This window comes from Dyadobacter pollutisoli, assembly GCF_026625565.1.
GTDB classification, from domain to species: Bacteria; Bacteroidota; Bacteroidia; order Cytophagales; family Spirosomataceae; genus Dyadobacter; species Dyadobacter pollutisoli.
Genome location: NZ_CP112998.1, coordinates 6,002,375 through 6,025,983 on the forward strand (window position 1 = coordinate 6,002,375; position 23,609 = coordinate 6,025,983).

Genomic DNA, 23,609 nt, shown 5'->3' on the forward strand with positions numbered 1-23,609 from the left:
CTGCATATTTATTGTGTAATTACAAGGATTTTTGTGACTTAAAGGAAACACCACTCTTTGCAAATGCAGCTAGTAACGTTTAAACCTGTATCCCGTATTGGAACCATTTGTCAAAACCACTAAGAAAAACGTCCTGTTTGAAATTGCATGGGAGGTTTGTAATCAAGTTGGAGGAATTTATACTGTTATAAGGACAAAGGTGCCGGCAATGGTTGAAAAGTGGGATGATAACTACTTTTTACTTGGCCCTTATTTCGAAAAAAAAGCATCATCCGAATTTGAAATAATCACTGACCTGGACGATTCCCCGGCCGGTCGTGTCGTGAAAAGAATGCGCGAGATGGGTTATACCCTTTTCTACGGCTACTGGCTGGTAACAGGAAAGCCGCGCGTCGTATTATTTGAGCTGGACAGCATTGCTCCTGAACTGGACACGATCAAGTTTAACCTCTGGGAGCGCAGCCGCATTCCGACGATCAATGTTGAGCCGCTGGTAAACCAGACACTTTGCTTTGGGGAATTAGTGCGCATTTTCCTGAAAGAGTATGCGGAAGAAAATGCCAAGCGGGAAGAAATTTACGCACAATTTCACGAATGGATGGCCAGCAGCGGTCTGCCGGATCTCAAACGTGACAATGTAAAAATCGCCACTACTTTCACTACCCACGCTACCATGCTGGGCAGGTACCTGGCACAAAATGTGGCTGGTTTTTACGGCAAGCTACCATTTTTTGACTGGGAACAAGAGGCCAAAAACTACGGTATTCTCGCACAATGCTCTGTCGAAAGGCAGGCGGCGCTCAGTGCCCATGTGCTGACCACAGTGAGTGACGTCACCGCCAGGGAATGTGAAGTTTTCCTGGGTAGAATGCCGGATCTTGTTACACCTAATGGTCTGAATGTTGTTCGTTTTCAAGCCGTACACGAATTCCAGAATCTGCATTTAAAACACAAGGAGCGAATTCACGAGTTTGTATTGGGCCACTTTTTCCCAAGCTACTCTTTCGATCTTGACAAAACGCTTTACTTCTTCACGTCGGGCAGGTACGAGTACAGCAACAAAGGTTACGACCTTACATTGGAAGCACTGGCGAGGCTGAACTGGAAAATGGTGCAGGCAGGAATGGACATGACGGTGGTGATGTTCATTGTAACTAAACAGCCTTATTATTCCGTCAACCCCGACGTTTTACAGTCCAGGGCCGTTTTGAATGAATTGCAGGAAACCTGTACGGCGATTGAAAAGGAAGTGGGTGAAAAACTTTTCCTTGCTACCGCTTCCGGAGCCGATCACAAAATGCCCGATCTCAATAATTTCGTTGATGAATACTGGCGACTAAGATTGAGAAGAACTATTCAGAGCTGGAAAACCGATAAACTCCCCGCATTCGTAACGCACGATTTGAAAGAAGAGGACGGTATTACTGATTTCTGTAAAAGAGCAAATCTGGTCAACAACGAGCGTGACCGGGTGAAGATCGTTTACCACCCTGACTTTATATCTTCCACCAATCCACTTTTTGGCTTGGATTATGGCCAGTTTGTGCGCGGTTGCCATTTGGGCGTTTTCCCAAGTTATTATGAACCATGGGGTTACACACCTTTGGAATGCGTGGTAAGGGGTGTACCAACAGTAACCAGTGACTTGTCAGGCTTCGGGGATTACATCATGCAGATTATGCGGGATTATGAAAACCGCGGTATCTACGTGATCAACAGGAAATCGCAGACATTCTCGCAGGCAGCTGACCAGCTCGCTGATATTCTTTTCAAATTTGTAAGAATGCAACGCCGCGACCGCATCATGCAGCGTAACCGCGTCGAAAACATTTCTGACGTCTTCGACTGGATGAATTTGCGGTCTTATTACGATACTGCACATGATCTGGCGGCTAAGAGGCGGAAGCCGTAAGTTGCTTACAAAATAGTATTGCTAAAAAAGCCATTGATATCTACACATATCAATGGCTTTTGCATTAAATGGCTCATTATCAGCAATTCTATCGTACTCAGTCCAAGAATTAATACCGGTAATTTAAAATCAAATTTTAAATTACCGGTATTAATTTCCAAGTTTTCGCGATGCTCATAACCAAAAAAATGCAACTCCCAATTCTGAACATCTTTTTATAGCATATAAGAAATTCGTTAACTTCCAAAATAGAAATCAAGAGCTGGTATCTTTGTATATCTCCCTTATAAATTCGTTAAATGACAATAACACAGGATCAGAGATTTAAAGTACTTGCCAACCGTATCGAAAAAGAATTCCCTGGTTCGACAGTTAGTGCTACATTTTTTCCCTCTCAGGCCGTTTCTTTAGAGATTCGTTTTGAAAATCGTTTTTTCATCATTGATTATTCATCCTCTTTGGGTTATGGAGTCGATGAGTTGAAAGGATCAAAAGACGAAGCTTTCAATTCCGGATACACATACTGTTATACTGATTTTGATGAGACAGTAAATAGTCTGTACAAATTGCTAAATAACTGTTTATATCAAGCCAAACTTTAATATCAAATTACTATCAATCAATGAATTACGTAGAAGTAGATTTAAAAGTAGATTCGGAATTTTCGGAAATATTGATGGCGGAGCTGGGTGAGGCTGGTTTTGAGTCATTTGTAGAAACAGATGAAGGGTTACTCGCATACATTCCGGAAGGCGATTTTGACGAAAATAACCTGAATGAAATCACTGCCAAATACCAGGATTTAACGACAATAGCCGCAACCTGGAAATCGTTAGAAAGAAGAAATTGGAACGAAGAGTGGGAAAAAAGTTACGAACCCATTGAAGTAGGTGACCAAATCCGGGTAAGGGCCACATTTCACGAGCCGGATCCTGCATTCCAATATGACCTGCTGATCCAGCCCAAAATGTCATTCGGCACCGGGCACCATGAAACTACCTGGCTGGTTATGAATGAGCAACTTAGCCTTCCGCACGAAGGCTTGTCAGTGATGGATGTGGGGTGCGGAACAGGTATACTGGCGATTTTGGCTTCTAAACTCGGTGCGGCAAATTTGCTCGGTTTCGACATTGATGAGTGGGCCGTGGAAAATACCCGTGAAAATTTCGCAATGAACAATCTTTCGGCAACTGCGGACGTATTTCAGGGAACAATTACGGGGGTACCAGCAGGGCGAATTTTCGGTGGAATACTGGCGAACATTAACCGTAACATATTATTGAGTGAGATCCCCAAATATGTAGCACATCTCAGCCCGGGCGGATGGCTGGTTACAAGCGGCTTTTACGAAACAGATCAGGCTGATATTGAGCAATGTGCCGAGGAAAGCGGTTTGAAAAAATTAAGATCAAATACTCGAAATCAATGGGCGACCGTTGTATTTGAAAAGCTTTAATACTGGCTGTATTATTAAAAGCCAATAACCCATGAAAATCATTCGTTTTGCGCTAATACTTTACCTGCTGACGCTTATTGGAGAAACTGCATCCGCCCAGAATCTGAAACTTTCGGATGAACCCGGGCAATTTATGGTGCAGTTCCGTAAACTCATGGACGGCAGCCGCAACCCGCAATATATCCGGGCGGCGGCACAGATGGATAGCATCTGGATGTCGGCGATAAGTGCTCCGCAGCAAGCGAAATTCATTGGTATCATCAAAACACAGGTCGCAAAGGGGCAAAAAGCAGGCCCCGTACTCTTCCTTCTGACGAGAAATACGCATTCTTTTGCCAAACAATCTCCTGAAAACCTGGACGGATTCTTGAACCTGGCGACCATTTCCGGGGAGAAATACGACGGGAAATCTTTACAAAAAGTGCTGGAAACGATACGTTCCGTTCATGAAAGCAATAAACTTTACGCTGCTAATTACAATTCACTGTACTTGCTCAGTGGTACTTATCAATACCGCTTTGATACAACAAATGCAGCTGCTGCTAACGTAGAAGCTAACATTGCGGCAGCTAATGACAGCTGGAATACGCCTGTGGACACCAATTTTGTGATAGCGCCCAAGTCCAATCCCTTACCTATTGTTGCAGGCGCACTGATGGATTTGCAAAATGCCACTTTTGCAATGGTTGCCGGCGGAGACTCCGTTGTTTTCGGCCCTGCGAATGGAAGCGTGTCTTTGAAAGACGGAATTTTTGTTGGTAAAAACGGGAAGTTTAATTGGCAGGCAGCAGGTGATTCGACCATTTACGCTGATCTGGATAGTTATTCATTCAATATCTCTCAGCCGAAACTCGTCGCTGAAAATGTCACGCTTCATCACGAGCGGCAACTTGCGGCGCCAATAAAAGGTACATTAGAATATCGGGGCGTCAAGAAAATAAAGGGTCAGCCGGTACCTTACCCTCGTTTTGTATCAAATACCATTGATGCAAAATTGAAGGAAAATCGTAAAAACATTGACTACAAAGGCGGATTTTCATTGATCGGGACTAAAATGTACAGTTCCTCGCTCAGCGACCTGCCTTCTACCATTAAGGTGAAATATAAGGATCAGCTGGCTTTCAAGGTACTTTCCAAAAAGTTTGTGCTGGAAGATTCCGTGATTTCGTCCTCATTTACCACTTTTTCAATGCCTTTGGGTGCCGATTCGCTCTACCACCCCGGTGTTACATTTAAATATAATGACGATGAGGGTCTCGTAAAACTCGGTCGTGCTGACAAAACAGACTACGCGCCGCTTCCCTATAAGGATTCGTATCATAAAATGAACATCTGGTCGCAGGCAATGCGATGGCGGTTTCCTACCCTCAAAGTCGAATTTCTGCGCATTGATGGCAAGCAGGTGGTTCCGGTGAGTTTGGAGTCTTACGATTATTTCAAAAAGGAGCGCTTCAAGGATATCAGCAAAGAGTATGGCTTCCAGCCGCTCATTATGGCTGCTAACTATACCCAGACCCAGAAAAAATCTGCATTCCTTCCCGACGAGCTGGCAAAGCAATTCAAACTGAATCCTGTTATCATCAGGAATGCTTTACAGCGACTGACATTGGCAGAATACTTTGTTTATAACAAAGAAACGGACGAATATGCGCTGAGCAAAAAGGGTGTATTATATGTACTCGCTAACCTGGACAGGGCCGATTACGACAATTTTCAGGTCGCCTCACAGTACACAGCCAATGAAGAAGTAGCCAATGCGACCATTTATTTGCCTGATACTTTGCTTACGGTTCTGGGCGTTGGCAGGTTCGTAGTGAGTGATTCCCTGAAAATATTTGCTGTTCCATCCGATAAAAAACTGGTTATCGGGAAAAACAGAAATTTCACATTGAATGGACAAATGGTAGCGTCCAACTATCAGTTCCGGGGCCAGAACATCAAATTTGACTACAATCAGTTCTTTGTCAATGTCGCTCCGTCTGACTCCATCACCTTTACCCCGCGCGAAAAATTCGCAAAAGGACAGAAAGGCGAAGTGGGTGGGCACGTGAAGTATGACAAAGGTGGTACATTCTATTTGAGTGATCCCAAGAACAAATCTGGTCTGCAAAAAGGGGTCAAAAAGTCGCCACGGTTGGTGGTAGAAGATGGTATGACGGTGTATTTCGACCAACCTGAGCGCGGTACTGTGCTTTATCCGCGGGAAGTGTTCTTCAAAATTCCCAAGATCGATATGGGCGGGCTGGATGAGCGCGATGTGATTTTTGAAGGAAATTTCAATTCGAATGGCATCATCCCTCCTATTAACACCATCTTGAAAAGTATGCCCGACAACTCGCTCGGGTTCGAATACAAGCCTCCTGTTACCGATATCAAGCTCTACGGCGGCAAGGCGCTCGCTAAGTTTACGGATACATTGACCATGGACAATAGCGGCTTACATTCAAAAGCGATTCTGAAGTACATGTCGGCCTCCATGACCGCCAAGAATGTACTGCTTACCTCCGATTCACTCATGGCGTCGGGTGATGTAGCAAGCATTAAGGAAGCCACGATCGGCAAAGGCTATTTTCCGGGTGTGGAACTGAAAGATTATGCATTGAAATGGTACCCTAATGCTGATAGTATGTTTATCAACACGCAGGGTAAGTCATTTTCATTTTATAAAGGCACTACCAGTCTCGAAGGAAGTCTTTTGCTGCGCTCGACGGGCTTATATGGAAATGGAAAACTAAAAAGGGCTGATTCTGAGCTTTCCTCTCCTGATATCAAATTCAATAAGGATGGTTTTCTGGCCAATCGCTCCTCGTTTGCGATCAATAGCGGCGACCTGAAAGCTACCAAGAAGCTGCTCACCGGTAATAATGTCAACATTGATTTCAATTTCAAAACTGGAATCGCCAACTTTTTGACTGACGAAACTGGTTTTGGTAGTGATTCATCCGGTATGCAGATTCCGACGGCTTCGTACCAGACATTGATAGGAAGCGCGAAATGGGACATGACCAAAAAGACAATCCTGATGAAAGGTTTTGGTGAAACTTCCTCGTATACGTCGATGGACCCGGATCAGGAAGGACTGACTTTCAATGGCTCCGAGGCCATTTATGACATTGAAAAAGTGACGTTGAACATCAAAGGTGTGCCTTTTATTCAAACCGCCGACGTTAAAATCATTCCCGACAGTGGTATGGTCAGTGTCGATAGCAAAGGCAAGATCAGCCCTTTGAAAAAGGCGCGCATTGAAATTGATACATTAAAAACATCGCACCGGATGCGTGATGCCGACATTCGCATTACCTCGCGTAACCATTTTGAAGGCTCAGCTACATATCAATACATTACAGCAAGAAAAGACACTTTCAATATCAAAATGCAGAATTTTGAACTGGTTGAAATGGGTGCGACCGGAGAAGGAAAACGGTCTCGCAATGATAACAAAGCACCTGCTACCGCAAAGTATTATACAACCGCCCGGGCTGACATCAAGGAAACAGAAAACCTGATCCTTTCCCCACGTATTCAATACAAAGGCGGCATTAACCTCATCGCCTACGAACCGTCCTTGCAACTCGATGGTTTTGTAAAACCCATCATCAAGTTCAGGAAGAATTTCCAAAGTTCATGGATCGTTTATAAAGAATCTCCCGGCGAGACAATCGCTATCAAGATCAATAAAGATCTCAAAAACGAGCATGAAATACCGCTTTCTGTGGGCTTGCATTATAATGAAACGCGTGGCATGTACATGAGTTTCTTGTCGCCAAAGGAATCGGATGGGGATGAAGATATTTACCAGGCACAAGGCGCATTGAACTACGATGAAGATGCCAAAGCATTCAAAGTTAACCCGCCGCCAGGCGCCGACGGCTTGATAGATGAGGCTAATGCCCTGCAATTCGATGATAAAACGGGACTTGCGACTTTCTCAGGACCATTTAAACTGACGGCTGCCGACTGGCTACAAACCGTGGGTACTGCGGAAGTGCAGGTAGATAGTGCCAAATTCGGGTTCAATACAATGTTATTGATGAAAATGCCCGCGCTTGAACCGATCGCACAACCCATGGTTGCCAAAATCGTGGAAACAAATCTGGAAGAACAGAATAGTACTGCTGCCGACGACGATGCGGATCAGCTGAATCAGAAATTGTCAGCATTGATCGGATCAAAAGCGACGGATGCTTACATTAAACTGACGGCTGCCGGTTACAAACCACTTTTTGAAGCTTCACCAATTTTGGACGTTCCGATGGTTTTATCCAATGTAAATCTCCGCTGGTCGGCCGCGCATAACGCTTATTACTCACAGGGACCGATTGGAGTTGCCCATTTCGGCCGTAATAATGTGAATGCGCAAATGGATGGTGTACTCGAAATTCGCCGGGGCGTGGAAGGCGACGAGTTCAGTCTCTATTTGCAGGCGTCTCCCGACATCTGGTATTATATAGACTACAAAGCCGGCGAGCTGGGAGTGGTTTCTTCGCAGGTTGATTTCAATGATCAGATTACCGCCAAGTCCAAAAATGTGAAATCGAAAGACATGACTTTGGTGGGCATTGGAACAGAAGAGAAGGATTTATTTGTTAACCGTTTTGATGATTTTTATCAGCCCGCTCTTAAAAAAGCGAAACTGGTTAAAGCTGCCAAGAAAAAAACTGTTGCTACTCCTACAGAAGAAAAAAAGAAAAAAGCGGAACCTACCGAGGGATTCTAAAGCCGAACGCTCTATTGGCAATACTTTATACCATTTTTTGAAAAATCGCATGCAAAATCGTACTTTTGCATCGCATTTGCTTGTAAAATCCTTCAACTATCGTATTTTTGAGAAAAGCTTATTGTAATTTTATTTTATCTTTGAATAGTACAAAATGAGTGTTGCCTTATTAATAGTTACGATTGTTGCTGCCTATTTGCTAGGATCTATACCAAGTTCTGTTTGGTATGGTATCGGTTATTTTGGAATTGATGTGAGACAGCATGGTAGCGGAAATGCAGGTGCTACCAACACGTTCAGGGTTTTAGGAAAACGCGCCGGTACGGTCGTAATGCTGATTGATGTGCTTAAAGGATGGACAGCGACTTGCCTTGCTTCCATGTTATTTTATATGAATACAATCGGCGAAACCGAACTGTTGATGTACAAGATCATCTTCGGGATTATCGCTATCGTCGGTCACATTTTTCCGGTGTTTGTTAATTTCAAAGGCGGAAAAGGAATTGCAACTTTACTGGGTATGGTGCTAGCAATTCACCCCGAGCTTGCGTCGGTTTGCATTACCATTTTTATTCTGACACTAATTGCTTCTCAATACGTTTCATTGAGTTCTATTCTTTCCACATTGGCATTTCCGGTACTTTCATGGGTGGGTGTTTTCGGGCATCCCGAGCCACTATTGATCGTTTTTGGATTTACGATGTTTGTTCTGGTTGTTTTTACGCATCAGAAGAACATTGTCCGCCTCTGGAATGGAAACGAAAACCGGGTCAATATTTTTGCAAAACAAAAAGCCCGCAACCGTCATTCCTGAAAAGAATATTCACGAAATACCAACCCCTGAGGCAAGACCTTAGGGGTTATTTTTTTATATTGGCCGCCATTTAAACAAGTAATTCCGATCAACAGATGCTTAATTATATAGAAAAAAACCGCGACAGGTTTCTCAATGAATTGCTGGACCTGCTCAGGATACCGTCCGTGAGCGCCGACTCCAAGTTCAAAAATGATATGCTTAAAGCAGCTGAATATGTCCGCGACCGGATTTCAGAAGCTGGTGCAGATCGGGCTGAAATTTACGAAACAGCGGGGCATCCCGTCGTTTATGGTGAAAAGATCATTGACGCCGCGCTTCCTACCGTACTCATTTACGGACATTATGATGTGCAGCCGGCCGATCCCTATGAGCTTTGGAATTCGCCCCCATTTGAGCCGGTCATTAAAAACGAGCGCATTTATGCAAGAGGCTCCTGCGACGACAAAGGCCAGTTTTATATGCATATCAAAGCATTGGAAACAATGCTCGCTACCGATTCGCTTACCTGCAATGTGAAAATCATGATTGAGGGTGAGGAAGAAATCGGCTCATCACATTTGGGAACATTCGTGCAGGCACACCGCGAAATGCTGAAATGTGATACCATCCTGATTTCCGATACCAGCATCATTGCCAACGATGTCCCCTCCATTGAAACAGGTTTGCGTGGATTGACTTACGTGGAAGTAGAGGTCGTAGGCGCCAACCGTGACCTGCATTCCGGTGTGTATGGCGGCGGAGTAGCCAACCCGATCAATGTATTGTGTGAAATGATCGCTTCATTGAAAGATGATAAAGGCCACATTACCATTCCCGGATTTTATGACAAAGTAGAGGAGCTGACGACCGAACAACGCGACGCACTGAACGCCGCTCCTTTCGATCTGGAAGAATATAAAAAAGATTTGGGTATAGACGACATTCTCGGCGAGGATGGCTACACGACCATTGAACGGACTTCGGTAAGGCCGACGCTCGATGTAAATGGAATTTGGGGTGGCTATATCGGCGAAGGCGCGAAAACGGTACTACCATCCAAAGCCAATGCCAAAATTTCAATGCGGCTGGTACCTAACCAGACGGACGATGAAATTTGTGAATTGTTCACGAAGCATTTCGAATCTATCGCCCCCGCTTCGGTGAAAGTAAAAGTGGTTCCGCATCATGGCGGGCTGCCTTACGTGACGCCTACCGATTCATTGGAATACAAAGCTGCTGAAATGGCGATGGAAGAATCGTTTGGCAAAAAACCCATCCCGACACGTGGTGGAGGAAGTATTCCCATTGTTGCACTTTTTGAACAGGAATTGGGTTGCAAAAGTATTTTGATGGGCTTCGGCTTAGACATTGACGCTTTGCATTCTCCGAACGAAAGCTACGGTCTTTTTAATTATTACAAAGGCATTGAAACCATTCCGTTGTTTTTCAAGCATTATGCGGAATTGAAGAAATAGGGATTGTAAAGAGACTTGCCAAGTCTTGTAGACGGGGTCGCCCAGACTTGGTAAGTCTTTTCTACCTCTTCCTCCGCTGCTCCCTTTTCATTTTCTTCAAATTAGCAATAGCAGCTTTCGCCTCCTTATCCTGACTAGACTTCTTATCAGCCTTATCATCTGCCAACTTATAGTAACGCAACGCTTCATCAAAGTCCTTCCTGACTTCCGCGATCTTGCCCAATCCAATGAGCGACGAAATGTAATATCCCGCATTCATCGAGTTGGTCTGTGTTGAAAAGTCTATCGCTTTTTGATAGTACTGGCTCGCCAGCTCGTAATTGCGGTGATAGTTCATATTATAGTAAGCGAGCACATAAGCTGCATTACGTCCGCTGACCCCTTCGTAGCCCGGTAACCCCTGGCTGATTTTATCGATAATGTTCTGCGCAGCTTTTTCAGCTTCGCCCATTTTGCCGGTCACAAAAGCGGTCCTGCAAAAGTATCTTTCGAAATAAGGATTATTAGGGTATGTCTGCCACATGTACTTGGCCATTTCGTAGGCTTTGCTGTATTCATTTTCCATACTGTAAATCTGCAACAGAAAGTACCTCGCCTCTACCCGCGTGTAAAAAGCATTGTTCCCAACTTTTTCCAACTGCTGCTCACCGAGTTTTTTATTTCCCTTCGGAAAAAGCGCGAGTACCGGTTTCAGGATCGGATACTCTTTGGGAACCCATTCAGCATAGTAATTATAAAGCCCGTCGCCGAAAAGCAGCTCCGGTGTTAGGTCGCCATTCCCTTTGCATTGCTCGAAATATTTCAGAGACTTTTTCCCTGCAAATGCCGCTTTCGCCCAGCTCTCACGCTCTGCGTACAGTCGCCCTTTGAATGCATACGCAGCAGCCAGGAAAAAGGCAGGTTCTACTTTATTCTTTTCATTGTCGTACAATTCCTCAGCCAGATTGATCGTAGAATCCATTTGCGCCAGGAAAGCCCTGTCATGGGATTCGTTTTCCGTATTCGGCACGATCTTCCACCATTCGGCCAGTCCCATCAGAAAATGAGGCATGGGATGCTTGGGATACCGGTATTTGAGCCACCGGAATTCGGCATCAGCTTCTGCAAACTTGTAATTGTAAAGCATATTAATCGCCTCTGTCGACTCGATTTGTACGCTCGGATTTTTGAGGATCATATCGTAATTCTTGTCCAGATCGGAAGAAGAATACAATTGAGCCGAGGCAGAATGAATGGTTAATACAGTTAAGCAGCAGAATGTTATGGTGTTAATTACTAGACTTTTCATATTAGGGGTAAAATCTGTCCTATTTAACGCCGGATTTATATTTTACGTTTGTCATCAGCCGGGTTTTTGAAAAAAGAGTTAATATTGATCCTCAGAGTATTCGTTAATTCTGATAGCTATTAATATTTTATCAAATCTTGTGTTCCACACGATCATTGATAAAGACATGACACCTCAAATATGATCAACATTCTGGATAAAACGTTCGTCCCTTTTATTTCACGGGATACGATAGAAAACCGGATCGCAGAAATGGCCGCTCTGATCAGCAAAGACTATGAAAACAGCTGCCCGCTTTTTGTTGTGGTTTTGAACGGAGCTTTTCTTTTCGCCAGTGAGCTGGTTAAAAAAATCCCTCTTTCGTGCGAAATTACATTTATCCGCCTTTCATCCTACGTACAAACTGAATCCACCGGCACGGTAAGGCAAATTATTGGCATGGAAGAAACCATGACGGGCCGCGACGTGATCATTATTGAAGACATTGTCGATACCGGCCTGACGATGACGCAGCTGCTCAAACAAATTGAAGTATTAGCTCCCAAATCCATTGAAATAGCCACATTACTTCACAAACCGGAAGCTCTCAAAACACCATTAGAGATGCGGTACGTGGGTTTTGAGATTGAAAATAAATTTGTGGTCGGGTACGGGCTCGATTATGATGGTATCGGACGTAACCTCGATTCATTATATGTCCTCGCCTGACAACATTACAATAACTCAACATTGATATGTACATACAATTTTTTGGTGCCGCAAGAACTGTTACCGGAAGCAAGCATTTGATTACGACCGAAAAGGGTACTAAAATACTTTTGGATTGCGGGTTATTTCAGGGCATTCAGACAGATGAATTTAATCAGACTTTTGGTTTCAAACCCTCCGAAGTTGATTATCTGGTTCTTTCTCACGCCCATATTGACCATTCAGGCCTCATTCCAAGGTTGGTCAAAAAAGGATTTAATGGCCCCATTTATTGTACCTCAGCGACGGCAGATCTGTGCCGGGTCATGTTGCTCGACAGTGCGCACATTCAGGAAAAAGACCTTGAAAGAATCAATAAACGTCGTCAGAAACAGGGGCGACCGTTGTTGGAAGAGCTATACAGTTCCGAAGATGCGGTACATGCATTGAGTTTGCTCAAAACAGTAAAGTACGGTCAGACTTTTTACCTGGGTGCCGAGAATGAGGTAGCCGTTGTCTTGACTGACGCCGCACATTTGCTGGGGAGCGCCGCGGTACATTTGAGTATTCCCGATAAAGGTACATTCACGCAGCTCACATTTACCGGTGATATCGGTCGGCCGGAGGATCGCATTTTGCGCAAACCTGACGTTTTTCCGCAAGCGGACATCATCATTTGCGAGTCCACATATGGCGACAGGCTGCACGAAAAGGAAATAGATATGCACGCTCATTTGCTGAAAATCGTGCAGGAAACCTGTGTGGAGCGCCGTGGCAAACTCATTATTCCCGCATTCGCCATTGACCGTACGCAGGAGCTAATTTATGCTTTGGATCAATTATCAAGCTCAGGAAAACTGCCGCAGATACCGGTTTACATCGATAGTCCTCTTGCAATCCGCGCTACGAGTATTATGAAGGAGCACGACGAATGTTTCAATCCTGAAATATTGGAATACATTGAAAAAGACGGGGATGCGTTTGCATTTCCGTACCTACATTATGTATCAGACGTAGAACAATCCATTGCACTGAATGCAAAAACGGAACCCTGCATTATTATTTCCGCGTCAGGAATGGCCGAAGCAGGACGGATTAAGCACCATATCAAAAACAACATTGGTGATGAAAAATCCACAATTTTACTGGTAGGCTACGCATCCGCTAACACACTGGCCGGCGCATTGAAACGAGGCGATCAGCATGTGAATATTTTCGGGGAGCAGTTTGAAGTAAGGTGCCAGGTAGCCACAATGGACTCATTTTCAGGGCACGGCGACTATAATGAAATGCTGGCATTCCTCTCCTGCCAGACCGCTTCGAGAGTCAAAAAGGTGTTTTTAGTTCACGGAGAATACGAAACGCAGGTTGCGTTCAAACTCAAACTGGAAAAAGCAGGATTTCAAAACGTGCACATTCCGGCATTGTACGAAAGTGTAGAAATCTGAGAAAATTAGCTTTTCCGCATTTTGAAACCTGGAAAGGCTTGGAAAGTCCAGAACATTATCACTATTTTTGCGCACCGATTTTTAGGCGGAAGTGGTGAAATTGGTAGACACGCACGTTTCAGAGGCGTGTGGGGGTTGCCCTGTGTGGGTTCGAGTCCCATCTTCCGCACTACTCTAAGACCTCAATAAGCTGGAAGCAGCAAGTTGAGGTTTTTTTTGTGCATTAGTGGGGAAGAAAACGGGGGAGTTGTGGATCAATTCAAAAAACTTGTGGAGGGATAGGATTTTTGGTTAGCCTGTATAATGAGTCTCGTTAGCACTTTCTGCGTCTAGAAGTTGAAACAAGATGGCAACAATGGCGAGTGCCCTAAGGTAAGTTTTTGGATTAAGGTAAAAGTCCCTCGGTGTCAATATGCTTAGAACTTCTCATGTCAGGAACTGGAATCTTTAAATCAAGACGTCCTAACAGTTTTAGGGCTTGCACAGGAATCCTAAGCACAGTCGGTACTAGGATTTGGGAATAAAAACTATTAGTTTGTTAAAAACTCTTTAAGTTGAGCCAACCTCCGACGAGCAGCTTTAGCTAGGTCAATAGACACTTTGTATCTCTTGTATCTTGCATTCCAGCAGCTATCGGATAGAAATCTGTAATTCGTGAGTGCAACGTTAAAATGAACTTTAACTAATTCATCGGTAACTGAGTGCTTATTTATTGTCCTAGATTCGTTTTTTAATCTGTAAGCAAAATAATCATCAAAGTTTTCCCATGTATCATCACCAATAGTTAAGGGGAATATCTCATGCTGGACGAAATGAAGAGCAGAATAAAAAGCAGTAGTAACTACCCAATCATTGTATTTTTCTGATTCTAGTAAAAAGTCACACGCACTTTCATTGTGTTCAGCATGTTCTTTTGTCATTACTTCTCTTGCGCGTGTTTTAATCTCAAACCATAACCATCTATCGTCACGCACTTCTCACTGAAGTCGTCCCCTATGTCACATAGTGATATATGTACTGAATAATAATCATTCTTGAAATTATCTTCAATTTTTGAAAGAACTGAATAAACCTCTAAAATGCGATCATCAAGGAATTCAGATTCAGGTATTGTGATAAGAATATTATAGATAGCCCAATCGGAAATTTTAAGGTAAGCTGAAATAGGGGAAAATCCAAGTCGTCTTATTTCATTAAATGCAGCATGAGTGACAGCAGATGAAGAAGTAACATTAGATTTTATTTTATCTATAATTAGCGCTCTCTCGTCCTTTACGCCATCTTTTCTTCCTTTCATGTAAGCATCAATAACATGATCACTTGAAAAGAATTTTTCGTTTTCTGGTGTGGCCTCCCATTCGTCGTGGTCTACGATGTCGAATATTTCAGCGGATTGTTTCATGTTTATGAGGAAATAAGGTAATCGTGTCATTAAGCTATCGACAACTTTGCACTAGTTACCAAATGTTGTAAAATGCATGCCAGCGAAAATACTTGCAACGTTTTTAAAACTGACCGCAAAGGTACGGGATTACGATTCAATATTCTAATAACGATAAAAACAATTACTCTACCTTATATTTTTTATCAAAACACGAAAATATTTATTATTAGTTGGTTTATAGCCAATTATGCCTATAAAAATATTTCCTAGTAGCTACAGATGTCCAACTACTTTCTACCGACTGTCTCGCAAAAATCCCTACCGAAGGAAAATTCTTTTTGGCATCCTCAACCAAATATCCTAGGTTTACCACGCTCAAATACAGTCGAACGAATGGCCTGGATCTTCTCTTTGGAGGTCAGGAGGTACTATTACTTTCTACGTCTACCGATTAACGGTGTCGTGGCTACCGTAATGGACATAGTACCATTGCCCGTTTGACTGGGTTGAGCAACGGCAAGCGCGGCACCGTTTATAGTTGCGCATCATGCTAACCTCTACATGCACGATGGCATTCTTTCAGGATCCCCAAAAGTACATTCGCACCAAAGAACAAGTTGTCGAAAACTTCCTCGGCACAGAATACGACCTGCTCGAAATTGAAAGACTCTTTACCGATATGGTAAAGCACTATGTGCATCCCAACAACGACTGGAACCTAAGTCCTTACAGAATTGCCGAAGTGTTAGAAAACAGTGAGGTGATCGAGGATTTGATCCGCGGACTGATCAGAGCCCAACAGCATTTGCAAAAGGATACTCTAAGACCTTAATGAGCTAGGGATAGCTCATATCTTTATTGAAATTATTTATTCAATTTTACATAAGTCATCATTCCCGCAGTCCCCATTACGGACATAGTATCGGCAGAGATAGTACCCGTGTAATTGAAGCCATTGCCGGCATATACGACGGTTTTTTCTTTAAAAGTGTAGGGAAGTGCCGCGGGGATTGACACCTCGCTCTTAAATTTTGAAGAAAATTCTACTTCCTTTCCGTTTTTGAATTTCAAATAATTGAACAGATCCGGATTAATGGTCCTTTGCCAGGTTGTGCCCACGAGTTCATTCGTTGGGTCGATCGTTAATTCCGGCTCCGTATTATCTTTTTTGGAACAAGAGACCGATAACAGTACGACGATGAGTAAAAGTAAGGCTGATTTCATGGCGCAAAATAGCTTGATTTTCAGCGGTCATCTATTTAAATTTCTCCTAAAAATCATCATCATGTCCGATCTGGGATTTATCGCGCCTTTTTTTATTGTGGCCGACCTTCGGGAATCGGTGGATTTTTATGTCGATAAATTGGGCTTCGAGGTGCTGTATATTACCGATGACGAGGATCCTTATTTCGCGATGCTGGGCCGTGGCCAAGTCTCCATCATGCTCAAAGCGAGCGGGCAACCCATACCTAATCATACCCGATATGAATGGGCGGTCTGGGATGCGCATATCAGTGCTGCCGACCCAGAGGCGTTATTTGCAGAGTTTAGCTCCAAAGGTGTAAATTTTAACCAGCCCCTCGAAGACAATACAGATAACCTCCGCGGATTTGCAGTCACGGATCCCAGCGGTTACCGTCTCTTTTTTGGACGGCCTAACGCCTGACATTCCCTTTCATTGCCAATTTGATAGCTTTCTCCCAGAACATACCCTATTACTATGCGTGTCATATTAATTGCACTGATGTTTTTAGGCTTTATTCCCCAGGTGCGTTGCCAGGATGGCTTTGTGAAGGGTTTTCCTCGGCTAGCATATTGGAAGCTGGGTGACAAACCACAAGTAATTATTGTCTTACATGGTGGCCCAGCCGTGCAGCACGAATATCTGCGTCCTGAGTTTGACCTACTAAATAAACATTGTTCTGTTATATATTACGACCAGCGTGGCTGTGGCCGTAGCCAACAAGACACAACCTACATTTGGGAGGAACATGTGAAGGATTTGAAACGGGTAATAAAAACTCTCTCTGCAAAAAACAAGGTGTTCCTGGCTGGCTCATCATGGGGAAGTACATTGGCTATGATTTATGCTTACAAACATCCGGAAGATGTGAAAGGTATTATCCTCTCCGGTACATACCACTGGGAAGGAATGAATCAGGTCTATCACAAAAAAACTTACCGCCAACCTGTCCGATCTCACAAGCAAATCGTGCGAGAATCCGGGATCTTACTTCGGCAAAACGTTGACCAATCAATTAGCGAGGAGCCACTTTCGATATTCAAGGAAATTGAAATGTACACGGATGCTCCTGCCTTTGAGACCCGAGATAGTTTTGTATCGGCGCCGACAATAGATAGTCTTCGGAGGGTCAATCTTCCCATTTTGCTTTTCAATGGCAGCAGGACCTGTCAGATAGATTGTGCTGATGAATACATGAATGTTTTTTCCAAGGCTGAATTGTATACCATTAAGGGAGCCTGTCACGACCCTTGGATGAGCGATCCGGAACTTTTTGCAGCGACCTGCAATCGTTTTATTTTGAAACACAAATAGTTACCCATTGAATCGTCTCATGTAAAGGCTCATTGTTTTGGTGGGCCTTTTTCCAATAGCGACGATATCATCAATTCCAATGTGCGGTGATTGGAGTTATCAATCCGAAAATCTTTGAAAATAATCTTTCCATCCTTGTCGATCAGAAAATTTTCAGGTTCACCATATACACCATAGTTTTTTTCAGCAAACGATGAGTTGCCGCGTAATGGAATAAACGAATATTTGTTATTTTTTATAAAAGGAAGTACATAACCATCTTGCGATGGAAATACATTAATTCCAAGATATACCAAACTGTCACCTTTGAATGAATCAACTACCGTCTGAAAATGCGGAAATTCCTCTTTACAAGGAGCGCAGCCCGGAAACCAGAACGTGAGCAGAATTACTTTGCCCTTTAGCGCATCCAACTTTAACTTGCCATCACTGGTATAAAGGCCCAGCTCAAATGGATATGCAGCAACAGCTTTGGTATTCCTGATAACTTCAATGTCCCTTACAACCTGCTCTTTATTCTTACCTATTTTCTTCCCGAAGGTTTCAAGTGCGCCATAAAGCGCATCAGTCGGTAACTTTGCGAATTTTACAGAAAGGCTGTCATAAGCACCTTTCACATCACCTGTTTTTTCTTGCAAGGACGCTTTTTTCAATGCTATAAAGTCATTTATGTAATTAAACCTGGGCAGTTGAATCTGATTAAGTTTACCAATGGCATCTTTATAGTTTTGATTCTGTTCCAACTGATCAATATTAATTAATGATTCAGCCACTTGTTTTCTGATCTTCCAATCACCCTCCCAATCCAGCTCATTAATCAATACTAAGGCTTTTTCAGGATCTGTTTGCAGATAGGCATCAGCTAATCCTACCATTCCGGATGCTGACCACTTAAATTTTTGTGGGGGATACAATTCACGGAGCAGTTCAAGATAGTGAATCTTGTCATTCAGATTGGTACTGCGCTCTCCCAACCAATATATAGCGGTTGCGCCAAGTTCATCTGCCGGAAAACGCTGTACAAAATCAAAGACTTTCTTCTTGTAAGTGTCCGGATCGCCATTCATAAAAGACCTAACGTAGCCGTACTCATATTTGGCATTTGAAGGATCCACTAACCCTGCCTTTCTGATATAATCAATTGACAAATCATCTTGTCCCCACCTAGCAGCATCTGCCGAAAGCATAGCCCATACTTTGGCATTATTAGGATCCATTGCAGCAGCTTTTAGCAAAAAATCTTTTGCTTGTGGCATCTCAGCATTATGATAATTTGTGCCAATTGCTAGCGGAATATTTACATTTCTCGGAAATTTTTTCATCCAGACTTCGTATTGCGCCAAAAGAGCCGGATTACTATAGCCCATCTCATACATGTATTTTCGGTGGGCTTTCAAGTCGTCTAAATTAGCTTCTACAACAATTAGGGCTTTTTTAATTTCCTCATCGGATCCGGGACCTAAGCGATTAGGTGTTTGGGCCAAAACCTGCACGCCAGTGCAGATTATTACCAGTAAAATTGCAAATCTCGCTTTCAAATCTCCCATCGTTGACATTGCTTTCGTTGAGTTCCAAATATATAAATTAATTATATATTTGGAATCGAAAAAGGGATATTTCCCAATGCTTATTTGTTTGATGCGTATCCTCAATCTCGAAATCATCGCCAGCCCAAAGCAACTCCCACTCCCGCATGCGAAGCGAGAATATTAGGCAGTAACGGGGGAGTGTAGCGCAGTTTTAGAATATAAATCCATCTCTTCGTTAAGACGTTGAAGCGAAAACCGGCTAGGCCTGATGGCGTCAGCAGTCGTTGTTTATTGGTTCCGGGATAAATGCCGTTGTCGTAACGATCCACCGCAAAACCGCCTAATCCCATTTCAAAGTAACTTTCAATCAGATAATTCCCTGGCCGGGGAACACAGGATTTGCGTTTGTAGGGGTTTAAAATGAAGCAATGCGTTAATGCAGCAGAAAGGGTTGGACTACGAAAATCCCCCCTATTGACAGCCCCAAGTCCTGCCTGAACATTCCAGAATGACCTTCTTAAATAACCAAATGCCGCTTCGGCAGTAACAGCACCTCTCGGTGTGATACCATATAAGTCAGCGCCAATTGCACCTCGCATACGCGTATAATTCGGCTGTGCGGATGCATACTGGGAACAGAAGAAAACGAATAAAAAATATCGTAGGAACACGCAACAGGCTTTGTCCTTTAACGGTCGAAAGGAATTAGTAATTATGCTGGGAGTTACATTTACAAGCTAGTTTGCTTTGGTGATTAGCAAGGCCGATGTCAGAGGTGATTTTTGTAAGTCTTTCCCGTTATGCTGAAAATGGGTGAACTCATATAGCGTAAAGCATTTGGTATTCCTTTGCTGATACCAAACATCCAATGTGTCGGAATCCAGGCTGTTCAATTGAAGTATTAATGATGATTTCCCTTTGTTATTTTTTCGACAATCCGCCAAAAAAACGTATCCCCTCTCAGCGGGAATATATTGGGAGGTCATATATAACCACTGCTTCTCTTCAAGATCGAAAAGCTTTACGGAATCAACCGAATAGTACGACCGGGTCGAATCCACGAGGTTCTTTCCCGCAGCGTCAACAATTGAGAACCTGATAGGTGTAGACACCGGAGCATCGACCGTGTCTGAGCAATTATCACAAGCTAGAAAAGCTAGGCTAAATGCTGCAAAGAAGTGCAATATAATGGGTCGGATACAGTCTGCTTTCATTTGCATCTAGTTTTCAGTATCGACACGGTTAAACCGTCTTTCGTTGCTTACTGCTTTTCCCATTAACGACAAACGCGACCCGAATGAAAGATTTAGAAATAAGACTGAAAAACAACCCCGATTCACTGGTTACCATGGACCAAATGTGCTTCATCGCCAATTCAGTCAATTTTAAGGTACATCATGAACCGGTTTGTAAAGTGGCCGACTGACAGCCATGTTTTTTAATCCCCTACTGACATACAGTTGTTACAGACAATCCTTTATTTTGCCATACGTTTCAGGATACGAGTACCGGGTCGGACATGTGCATGACATGCCTGATCAATGTACTATATTTTCACTCAGCGCGGATAGTTTGGAACATTTGGGAAGTCAAAATCACGGGTTTTCGTGGTTCTTCAAAAATCCTGACCTGCAATCCATTCTGATCAAAGCTACTCCTGAGACGGAATATCTTCACCATCACATATTCCGGATGATGGGCCAGCCACGGTTTCATCGCTTGCTTGCCGAAAAATTAATCACAGGCCTTTTCCTGAAGATACTTTCGTCTTCTCAAAATGATACTTCCAGGTTTCAGCTGAGCTACAAGCAAAAACGAAACTACCTGCCGGTAATAGAACCGGTGATGGCCTTCATTAATGAATCGTTTGCTGAAAATCTCTCCTTGTCGCAGCTGGCTGACATTGGAAATATGAGCCCCTATCATTTCAACAGGGTATTTAAACAAATCACCAATGCCAGTCCGTACAATTATCTTCTGCGTGTCAGGCTGCAACAGGCCAATCTTCAAATAGCCAATACTGATCTTCCGATCACGCCCATTGCTTTTTCGTGCGGCTTCAATAGTCTGGAAAACTTCTCGACGGCTTACAAAAATCAGTTCGGCCAGGCGCCCAGAACCGGTCGTTCGTTAAAACAGCAATTTTCCTCAAATGAATAAAATTGCTTCGGGATAGTTTTGCTCATCACTAAACAACAATGCGATGACAGAGCAACTGAAAACTATCCTTCACAATTCTAAAAATTATACACTGGCAGTAGCTGCCGCAATGCCAACGAACTCATTATCAATGAGGTCGTTTTCTTTTTACAGTCTTTTCACCAAAGTAAAATCATGAATTTATGTGATTTACAGGCGGCTATATAGTGGGGAACTTTGAAATGTAGATTCAAAAATCAATCAAATCATTTTAAACGATCCTACCATGAAAACGTTGACATCATTTCTGTCTCTCTGCTTTTTTGCCTGCGCCTCACACATGGCCTCTGCCAATGTGCCTGTAAATCCCTCGCTCATTACGGCCGACACCTCCGCCATTCCGCAGCGATTCCGCGTACTCATTCCCGCTCTTGAAAAATACAGAGGCGAGTGGCCGCTGGAATTCCTTATCGCCTGGATCAAAAAAGAGTCTGACGGAAGCATTGCGAGCCATACCTCGCTCGACGAGCGCGGTTATTTTCAGCTGCATCCCGACGAATCCAAAGCATTAAAAGTAGATCATGAAAAACTAAGTACCGACCGGGATTATTCTATTTATGCAGGTGTAAAACTGGTGGACCTTCGGGGCGCTTCGGCAGCCAGATATGCAAAAATACTGGGTATAGACGCCTCAGGAGAGGTTTATCTGGGTCTTACCAAACTCATGCACTGGCTTCCTTACGGAGTTGAAAATATCGTTGAAGTCATGAAAAAGAAAGAGTTTGCCCCGGACAGCTGGGATGCTTTCAAAGCTTTTTGTGAAGAGAACAAAGACGAGATCCAGGCTGGTATTAACAGAAAAGGAAAATGGCCGCTGGAAAGGGGAATCAAAAACGCGGACGACGTACTTTCCTATGCCCGGTCCATCAATGTAACACCTTGATTTACCGCTTTCTAATATCATCAATTTATGCGATTTACAGACGCTTCAATAGTCGCCAACTTTGATGCATCAAGTCAAAAACCGGTCATTATAATTTAAACAAATCGAAACATGAAAACAGTGTTATTTCTATCGATCATCACCTGCTTTGTTTCCTTTCGCACATTGGCGCAGGCGACGGACCCGGCCATCGAGTTTGAACTCGAAAAGGACGATGCACTTAAAATACGTGAGATTTCGACCCGTGTACTCCAAATTAATCAGGATATGCTCAACAATTCTGCCTCCGCATTTGATGCAGTTTTCAGCAGACTGGACGGCGTCAAGGTTGAATCCTCGGATTTTGAAAGTGTCTGGACATTCAGTTTTACAAAGGTTTTGGAGAAAGTTTTGCAAAATACCGTCATCGATCACATTCCTGGGGCTTCGTTCGGTGTGGATCTGTTGAAAGACGTTTACGCGCTGGATCAGGCCCGGCAAGAGAAGGAAATACGGATCGAAAATGCATTGGCAACTAACCGAATGAAAGAAATTCTGGCCCAGATAGCCGAGCGCAGAACGACAACGTTTAGCCTTGACCGTACAGGTATTGAAGCTATTCTACTGGCCAAATTCAAAGCAGACGGACGTACTTATCTCAATAATGCGGCCAGCGGACTGGATCAGATGGAAGCTGCATTACAAAAAACACAGGGCGGCGTTAAAATTCAGACGCTACTTTTCGAGTTCAAAATCCTTGAAGAGCTTATCAATGGTGTCGCCAAATCCTACAAAAACAAGGAATTCATGATGTGCGAGGTATGGGTGACAGGCTGCGACCGGGGCGGATGGGAATCATCCTACACTACTCCTACATCCGCCTGCCCCATTATCGAGAAAGCCAAATTCACATTTACAGGCGACCTGGCGTCGCAATTTACAGCCGCTGCCAACGCAGTACTCATTCCATTCAGAATAATGCCTGACATGCAATCCAGGCTCTACCTGCCCGATCTTGACGTGGATTTTCACATGAAAATTCACCCTCCCGACTGTGACAGGGACTGCTCGATCATGATACCCGTCACCCGAAAAGGTGGAAAAATGTACATCGGTAGCAAGGTGGGCTGGAGGGACTGCAGTAGCTACGGCATATTCCTGATGGCTTTGGATCAATACAGTAAGCTCAAACCATTAACGAATGCTATCATCGACCGTATACGCCCCGCCAAGAATCTCGCATTTGACGAGATATTCTATGAAGATGTCAAAGTCCACAAATAGCTGAAAAAGAATCAG

21 protein-coding genes and 1 tRNA gene are annotated in these 23,609 nt (G+C 43.6%); 16 read left to right on the plus strand and 6 right to left on the minus strand.

Annotated elements, in window-relative coordinates:
• Positions 1 to 97 precede the first annotated feature (97 nt).
• The 6 genes from ON006_RS24665 (at position 98) to ON006_RS24690 (ending at position 10,356) form a co-directional block, all read left to right on the plus strand.
• The gene (locus tag ON006_RS24665) at positions 98 to 1,912 is read left to right on the plus strand and encodes a glycosyltransferase (protein ID WP_244822688.1); all 1,815 of its coding nucleotides are present in this window, start codon (positions 98 to 100) and stop codon (positions 1,910 to 1,912) included.
• Positions 1,913 to 2,211: 299 nt separating this feature from the next.
• On the plus strand, positions 2,212 to 2,514 hold the full coding sequence (locus ON006_RS24670; RefSeq protein ID WP_244822689.1) for a hypothetical protein: 303 nt from the start codon (positions 2,212 to 2,214) through the stop codon (positions 2,512 to 2,514).
• Positions 2,515 to 2,534: 20 nt separating this feature from the next.
• Positions 2,535 to 3,368 carry a 50S ribosomal protein L11 methyltransferase gene (prmA, locus tag ON006_RS24675; RefSeq protein WP_244822690.1) on the plus strand — a complete coding sequence of 278 codons (834 nt, stop codon included), beginning with the start codon at positions 2,535 to 2,537 and terminating at the stop codon, positions 3,366 to 3,368.
• A gap of 31 nt (positions 3,369 to 3,399) precedes the next feature.
• Positions 3,400 to 8,085 carry a hypothetical protein gene (locus ON006_RS24680; RefSeq protein WP_244822691.1) on the plus strand — a complete coding sequence of 1,562 codons (4,686 nt, stop codon included), beginning with the start codon at positions 3,400 to 3,402 and terminating at the stop codon, positions 8,083 to 8,085.
• 154 nt (positions 8,086 to 8,239) lie between these two features.
• The gene (plsY, locus tag ON006_RS24685) at positions 8,240 to 8,899 is read left to right on the plus strand and encodes a glycerol-3-phosphate 1-O-acyltransferase PlsY (protein ID WP_244822692.1); all 660 of its coding nucleotides are present in this window, start codon (positions 8,240 to 8,242) and stop codon (positions 8,897 to 8,899) included.
• Positions 8,900 to 8,994: 95 nt separating this feature from the next.
• A complete protein-coding gene (locus tag ON006_RS24690) occupies positions 8,995 to 10,356 on the plus strand; it encodes a dipeptidase (protein WP_244822693.1) in 1,362 nt (453 codons plus the stop codon).
• A gap of 61 nt (positions 10,357 to 10,417) precedes the next feature.
• On the opposite strand, the gene ON006_RS24695 is transcribed toward ON006_RS24690, so the two are convergent.
• Positions 10,418 to 11,644: a tetratricopeptide repeat protein gene (locus ON006_RS24695; RefSeq protein WP_244822694.1), complete on the minus strand. Its 1,227-nt coding sequence runs from the start codon at positions 11,642 to 11,644 to the stop codon at positions 10,418 to 10,420.
• Between the two features lie 180 nt (positions 11,645 to 11,824).
• Between ON006_RS24695 and hpt the strand changes: the two genes are divergently transcribed.
• The 3 genes from hpt to ON006_RS24710 all read left to right on the plus strand — a co-directional run bounded on the left by hpt (position 11,825) and on the right by ON006_RS24710 (position 13,948).
• Positions 11,825 to 12,352, plus strand: coding sequence for a hypoxanthine phosphoribosyltransferase (hpt, locus tag ON006_RS24700; RefSeq protein WP_244822695.1), 528 nt, complete (start codon positions 11,825 to 11,827; stop codon positions 12,350 to 12,352).
• Between the two features lie 26 nt (positions 12,353 to 12,378).
• A complete protein-coding gene (locus tag ON006_RS24705; RefSeq protein ID WP_244822696.1) occupies positions 12,379 to 13,779 on the plus strand; it encodes an MBL fold metallo-hydrolase RNA specificity domain-containing protein in 1,401 nt (466 codons plus the stop codon).
• An 85-nt stretch (positions 13,780 to 13,864) separates the two neighbouring features.
• Positions 13,865 to 13,948, plus strand: a tRNA-Leu gene (locus ON006_RS24710).
• A 361-nt stretch (positions 13,949 to 14,309) separates the two neighbouring features.
• On the opposite strand, the gene ON006_RS24715 is transcribed toward ON006_RS24710, so the two are convergent.
• Both ON006_RS24715 and ON006_RS24720 read right to left on the minus strand, forming a co-directional pair.
• On the minus strand, positions 14,310 to 14,699 hold the full coding sequence (locus ON006_RS24715) for a hypothetical protein (RefSeq protein WP_244822697.1): 390 nt from the start codon (positions 14,697 to 14,699) through the stop codon (positions 14,310 to 14,312).
• Complete coding sequence (locus ON006_RS24720) at positions 14,699 to 15,181, minus strand: hypothetical protein (protein WP_244822698.1); 483 nt, start codon at positions 15,179 to 15,181, stop codon at positions 14,699 to 14,701. The genes ON006_RS24715 and ON006_RS24720 overlap by 1 nt, the downstream gene beginning before the upstream one ends.
• Positions 15,182 to 15,710: 529 nt before the next feature.
• On the opposite strand from ON006_RS24720, the gene ON006_RS24725 reads away from it, so the two are divergent.
• Positions 15,711 to 15,995, plus strand: a complete 285-nt coding sequence (locus ON006_RS24725) for a hypothetical protein (RefSeq protein WP_244822699.1) — start codon at positions 15,711 to 15,713, stop codon at positions 15,993 to 15,995.
• 32 nt (positions 15,996 to 16,027) lie between these two features.
• Here the strand turns inward: ON006_RS24725 and ON006_RS24730 are convergent, their stop codons facing one another.
• On the minus strand, positions 16,028 to 16,387 hold the full coding sequence (locus ON006_RS24730; protein WP_244822700.1) for a hypothetical protein: 360 nt from the start codon (positions 16,385 to 16,387) through the stop codon (positions 16,028 to 16,030).
• Positions 16,388 to 16,448: 61 nt separating this feature from the next.
• Here ON006_RS24730 and ON006_RS24735 point away from each other — a divergent pair, with 61 nt between their 5' ends.
• Both ON006_RS24735 and ON006_RS24740 read left to right on the plus strand, forming a co-directional pair.
• The gene (locus ON006_RS24735; protein ID WP_244822701.1) at positions 16,449 to 16,829 is read left to right on the plus strand and encodes a VOC family protein; all 381 of its coding nucleotides are present in this window, start codon (positions 16,449 to 16,451) and stop codon (positions 16,827 to 16,829) included.
• Positions 16,830 to 16,883: 54 nt separating this feature from the next.
• Positions 16,884 to 17,720: an alpha/beta fold hydrolase gene (locus ON006_RS24740; protein WP_244822702.1), complete on the plus strand. Its 837-nt coding sequence runs from the start codon at positions 16,884 to 16,886 to the stop codon at positions 17,718 to 17,720.
• 29 nt (positions 17,721 to 17,749) lie between these two features.
• Here ON006_RS24740 and ON006_RS24745 read toward each other — a convergent pair whose 3' ends face one another.
• The gene (locus tag ON006_RS24745; RefSeq protein WP_244822703.1) at positions 17,750 to 19,276 is read right to left on the minus strand and encodes a redoxin domain-containing protein; all 1,527 of its coding nucleotides are present in this window, start codon (positions 19,274 to 19,276) and stop codon (positions 17,750 to 17,752) included.
• 104 nt (positions 19,277 to 19,380) lie between these two features.
• Positions 19,381 to 19,848, minus strand: a complete 468-nt coding sequence (locus ON006_RS24750; protein WP_244822704.1) for a hypothetical protein — start codon at positions 19,846 to 19,848, stop codon at positions 19,381 to 19,383.
• A 698-nt stretch (positions 19,849 to 20,546) separates the two neighbouring features.
• Here ON006_RS24750 and ON006_RS24755 point away from each other — a divergent pair.
• The 4 genes from ON006_RS24755 to ON006_RS24770 all read left to right on the plus strand — a co-directional run bounded on the left by ON006_RS24755 (position 20,547) and on the right by ON006_RS24770 (position 23,594).
• Positions 20,547 to 20,675, plus strand: a complete 129-nt coding sequence (locus ON006_RS24755) for a hypothetical protein (RefSeq protein ID WP_255772968.1) — start codon at positions 20,547 to 20,549, stop codon at positions 20,673 to 20,675.
• 56 nt (positions 20,676 to 20,731) lie between these two features.
• Positions 20,732 to 21,409, plus strand: coding sequence for an AraC family transcriptional regulator (locus ON006_RS24760; RefSeq protein WP_244822705.1), 678 nt, complete (start codon positions 20,732 to 20,734; stop codon positions 21,407 to 21,409).
• Between the two features lie 265 nt (positions 21,410 to 21,674).
• The gene (locus ON006_RS24765; protein ID WP_244822706.1) at positions 21,675 to 22,331 is read left to right on the plus strand and encodes a hypothetical protein; all 657 of its coding nucleotides are present in this window, start codon (positions 21,675 to 21,677) and stop codon (positions 22,329 to 22,331) included.
• A gap of 111 nt (positions 22,332 to 22,442) precedes the next feature.
• Entirely contained in the window at positions 22,443 to 23,594 is a 1,152-nt protein-coding gene (locus ON006_RS24770) for a hypothetical protein (protein WP_244822707.1), read from the plus strand.
• The last annotated feature ends 15 nt before the right edge of the window (positions 23,595 to 23,609 follow it).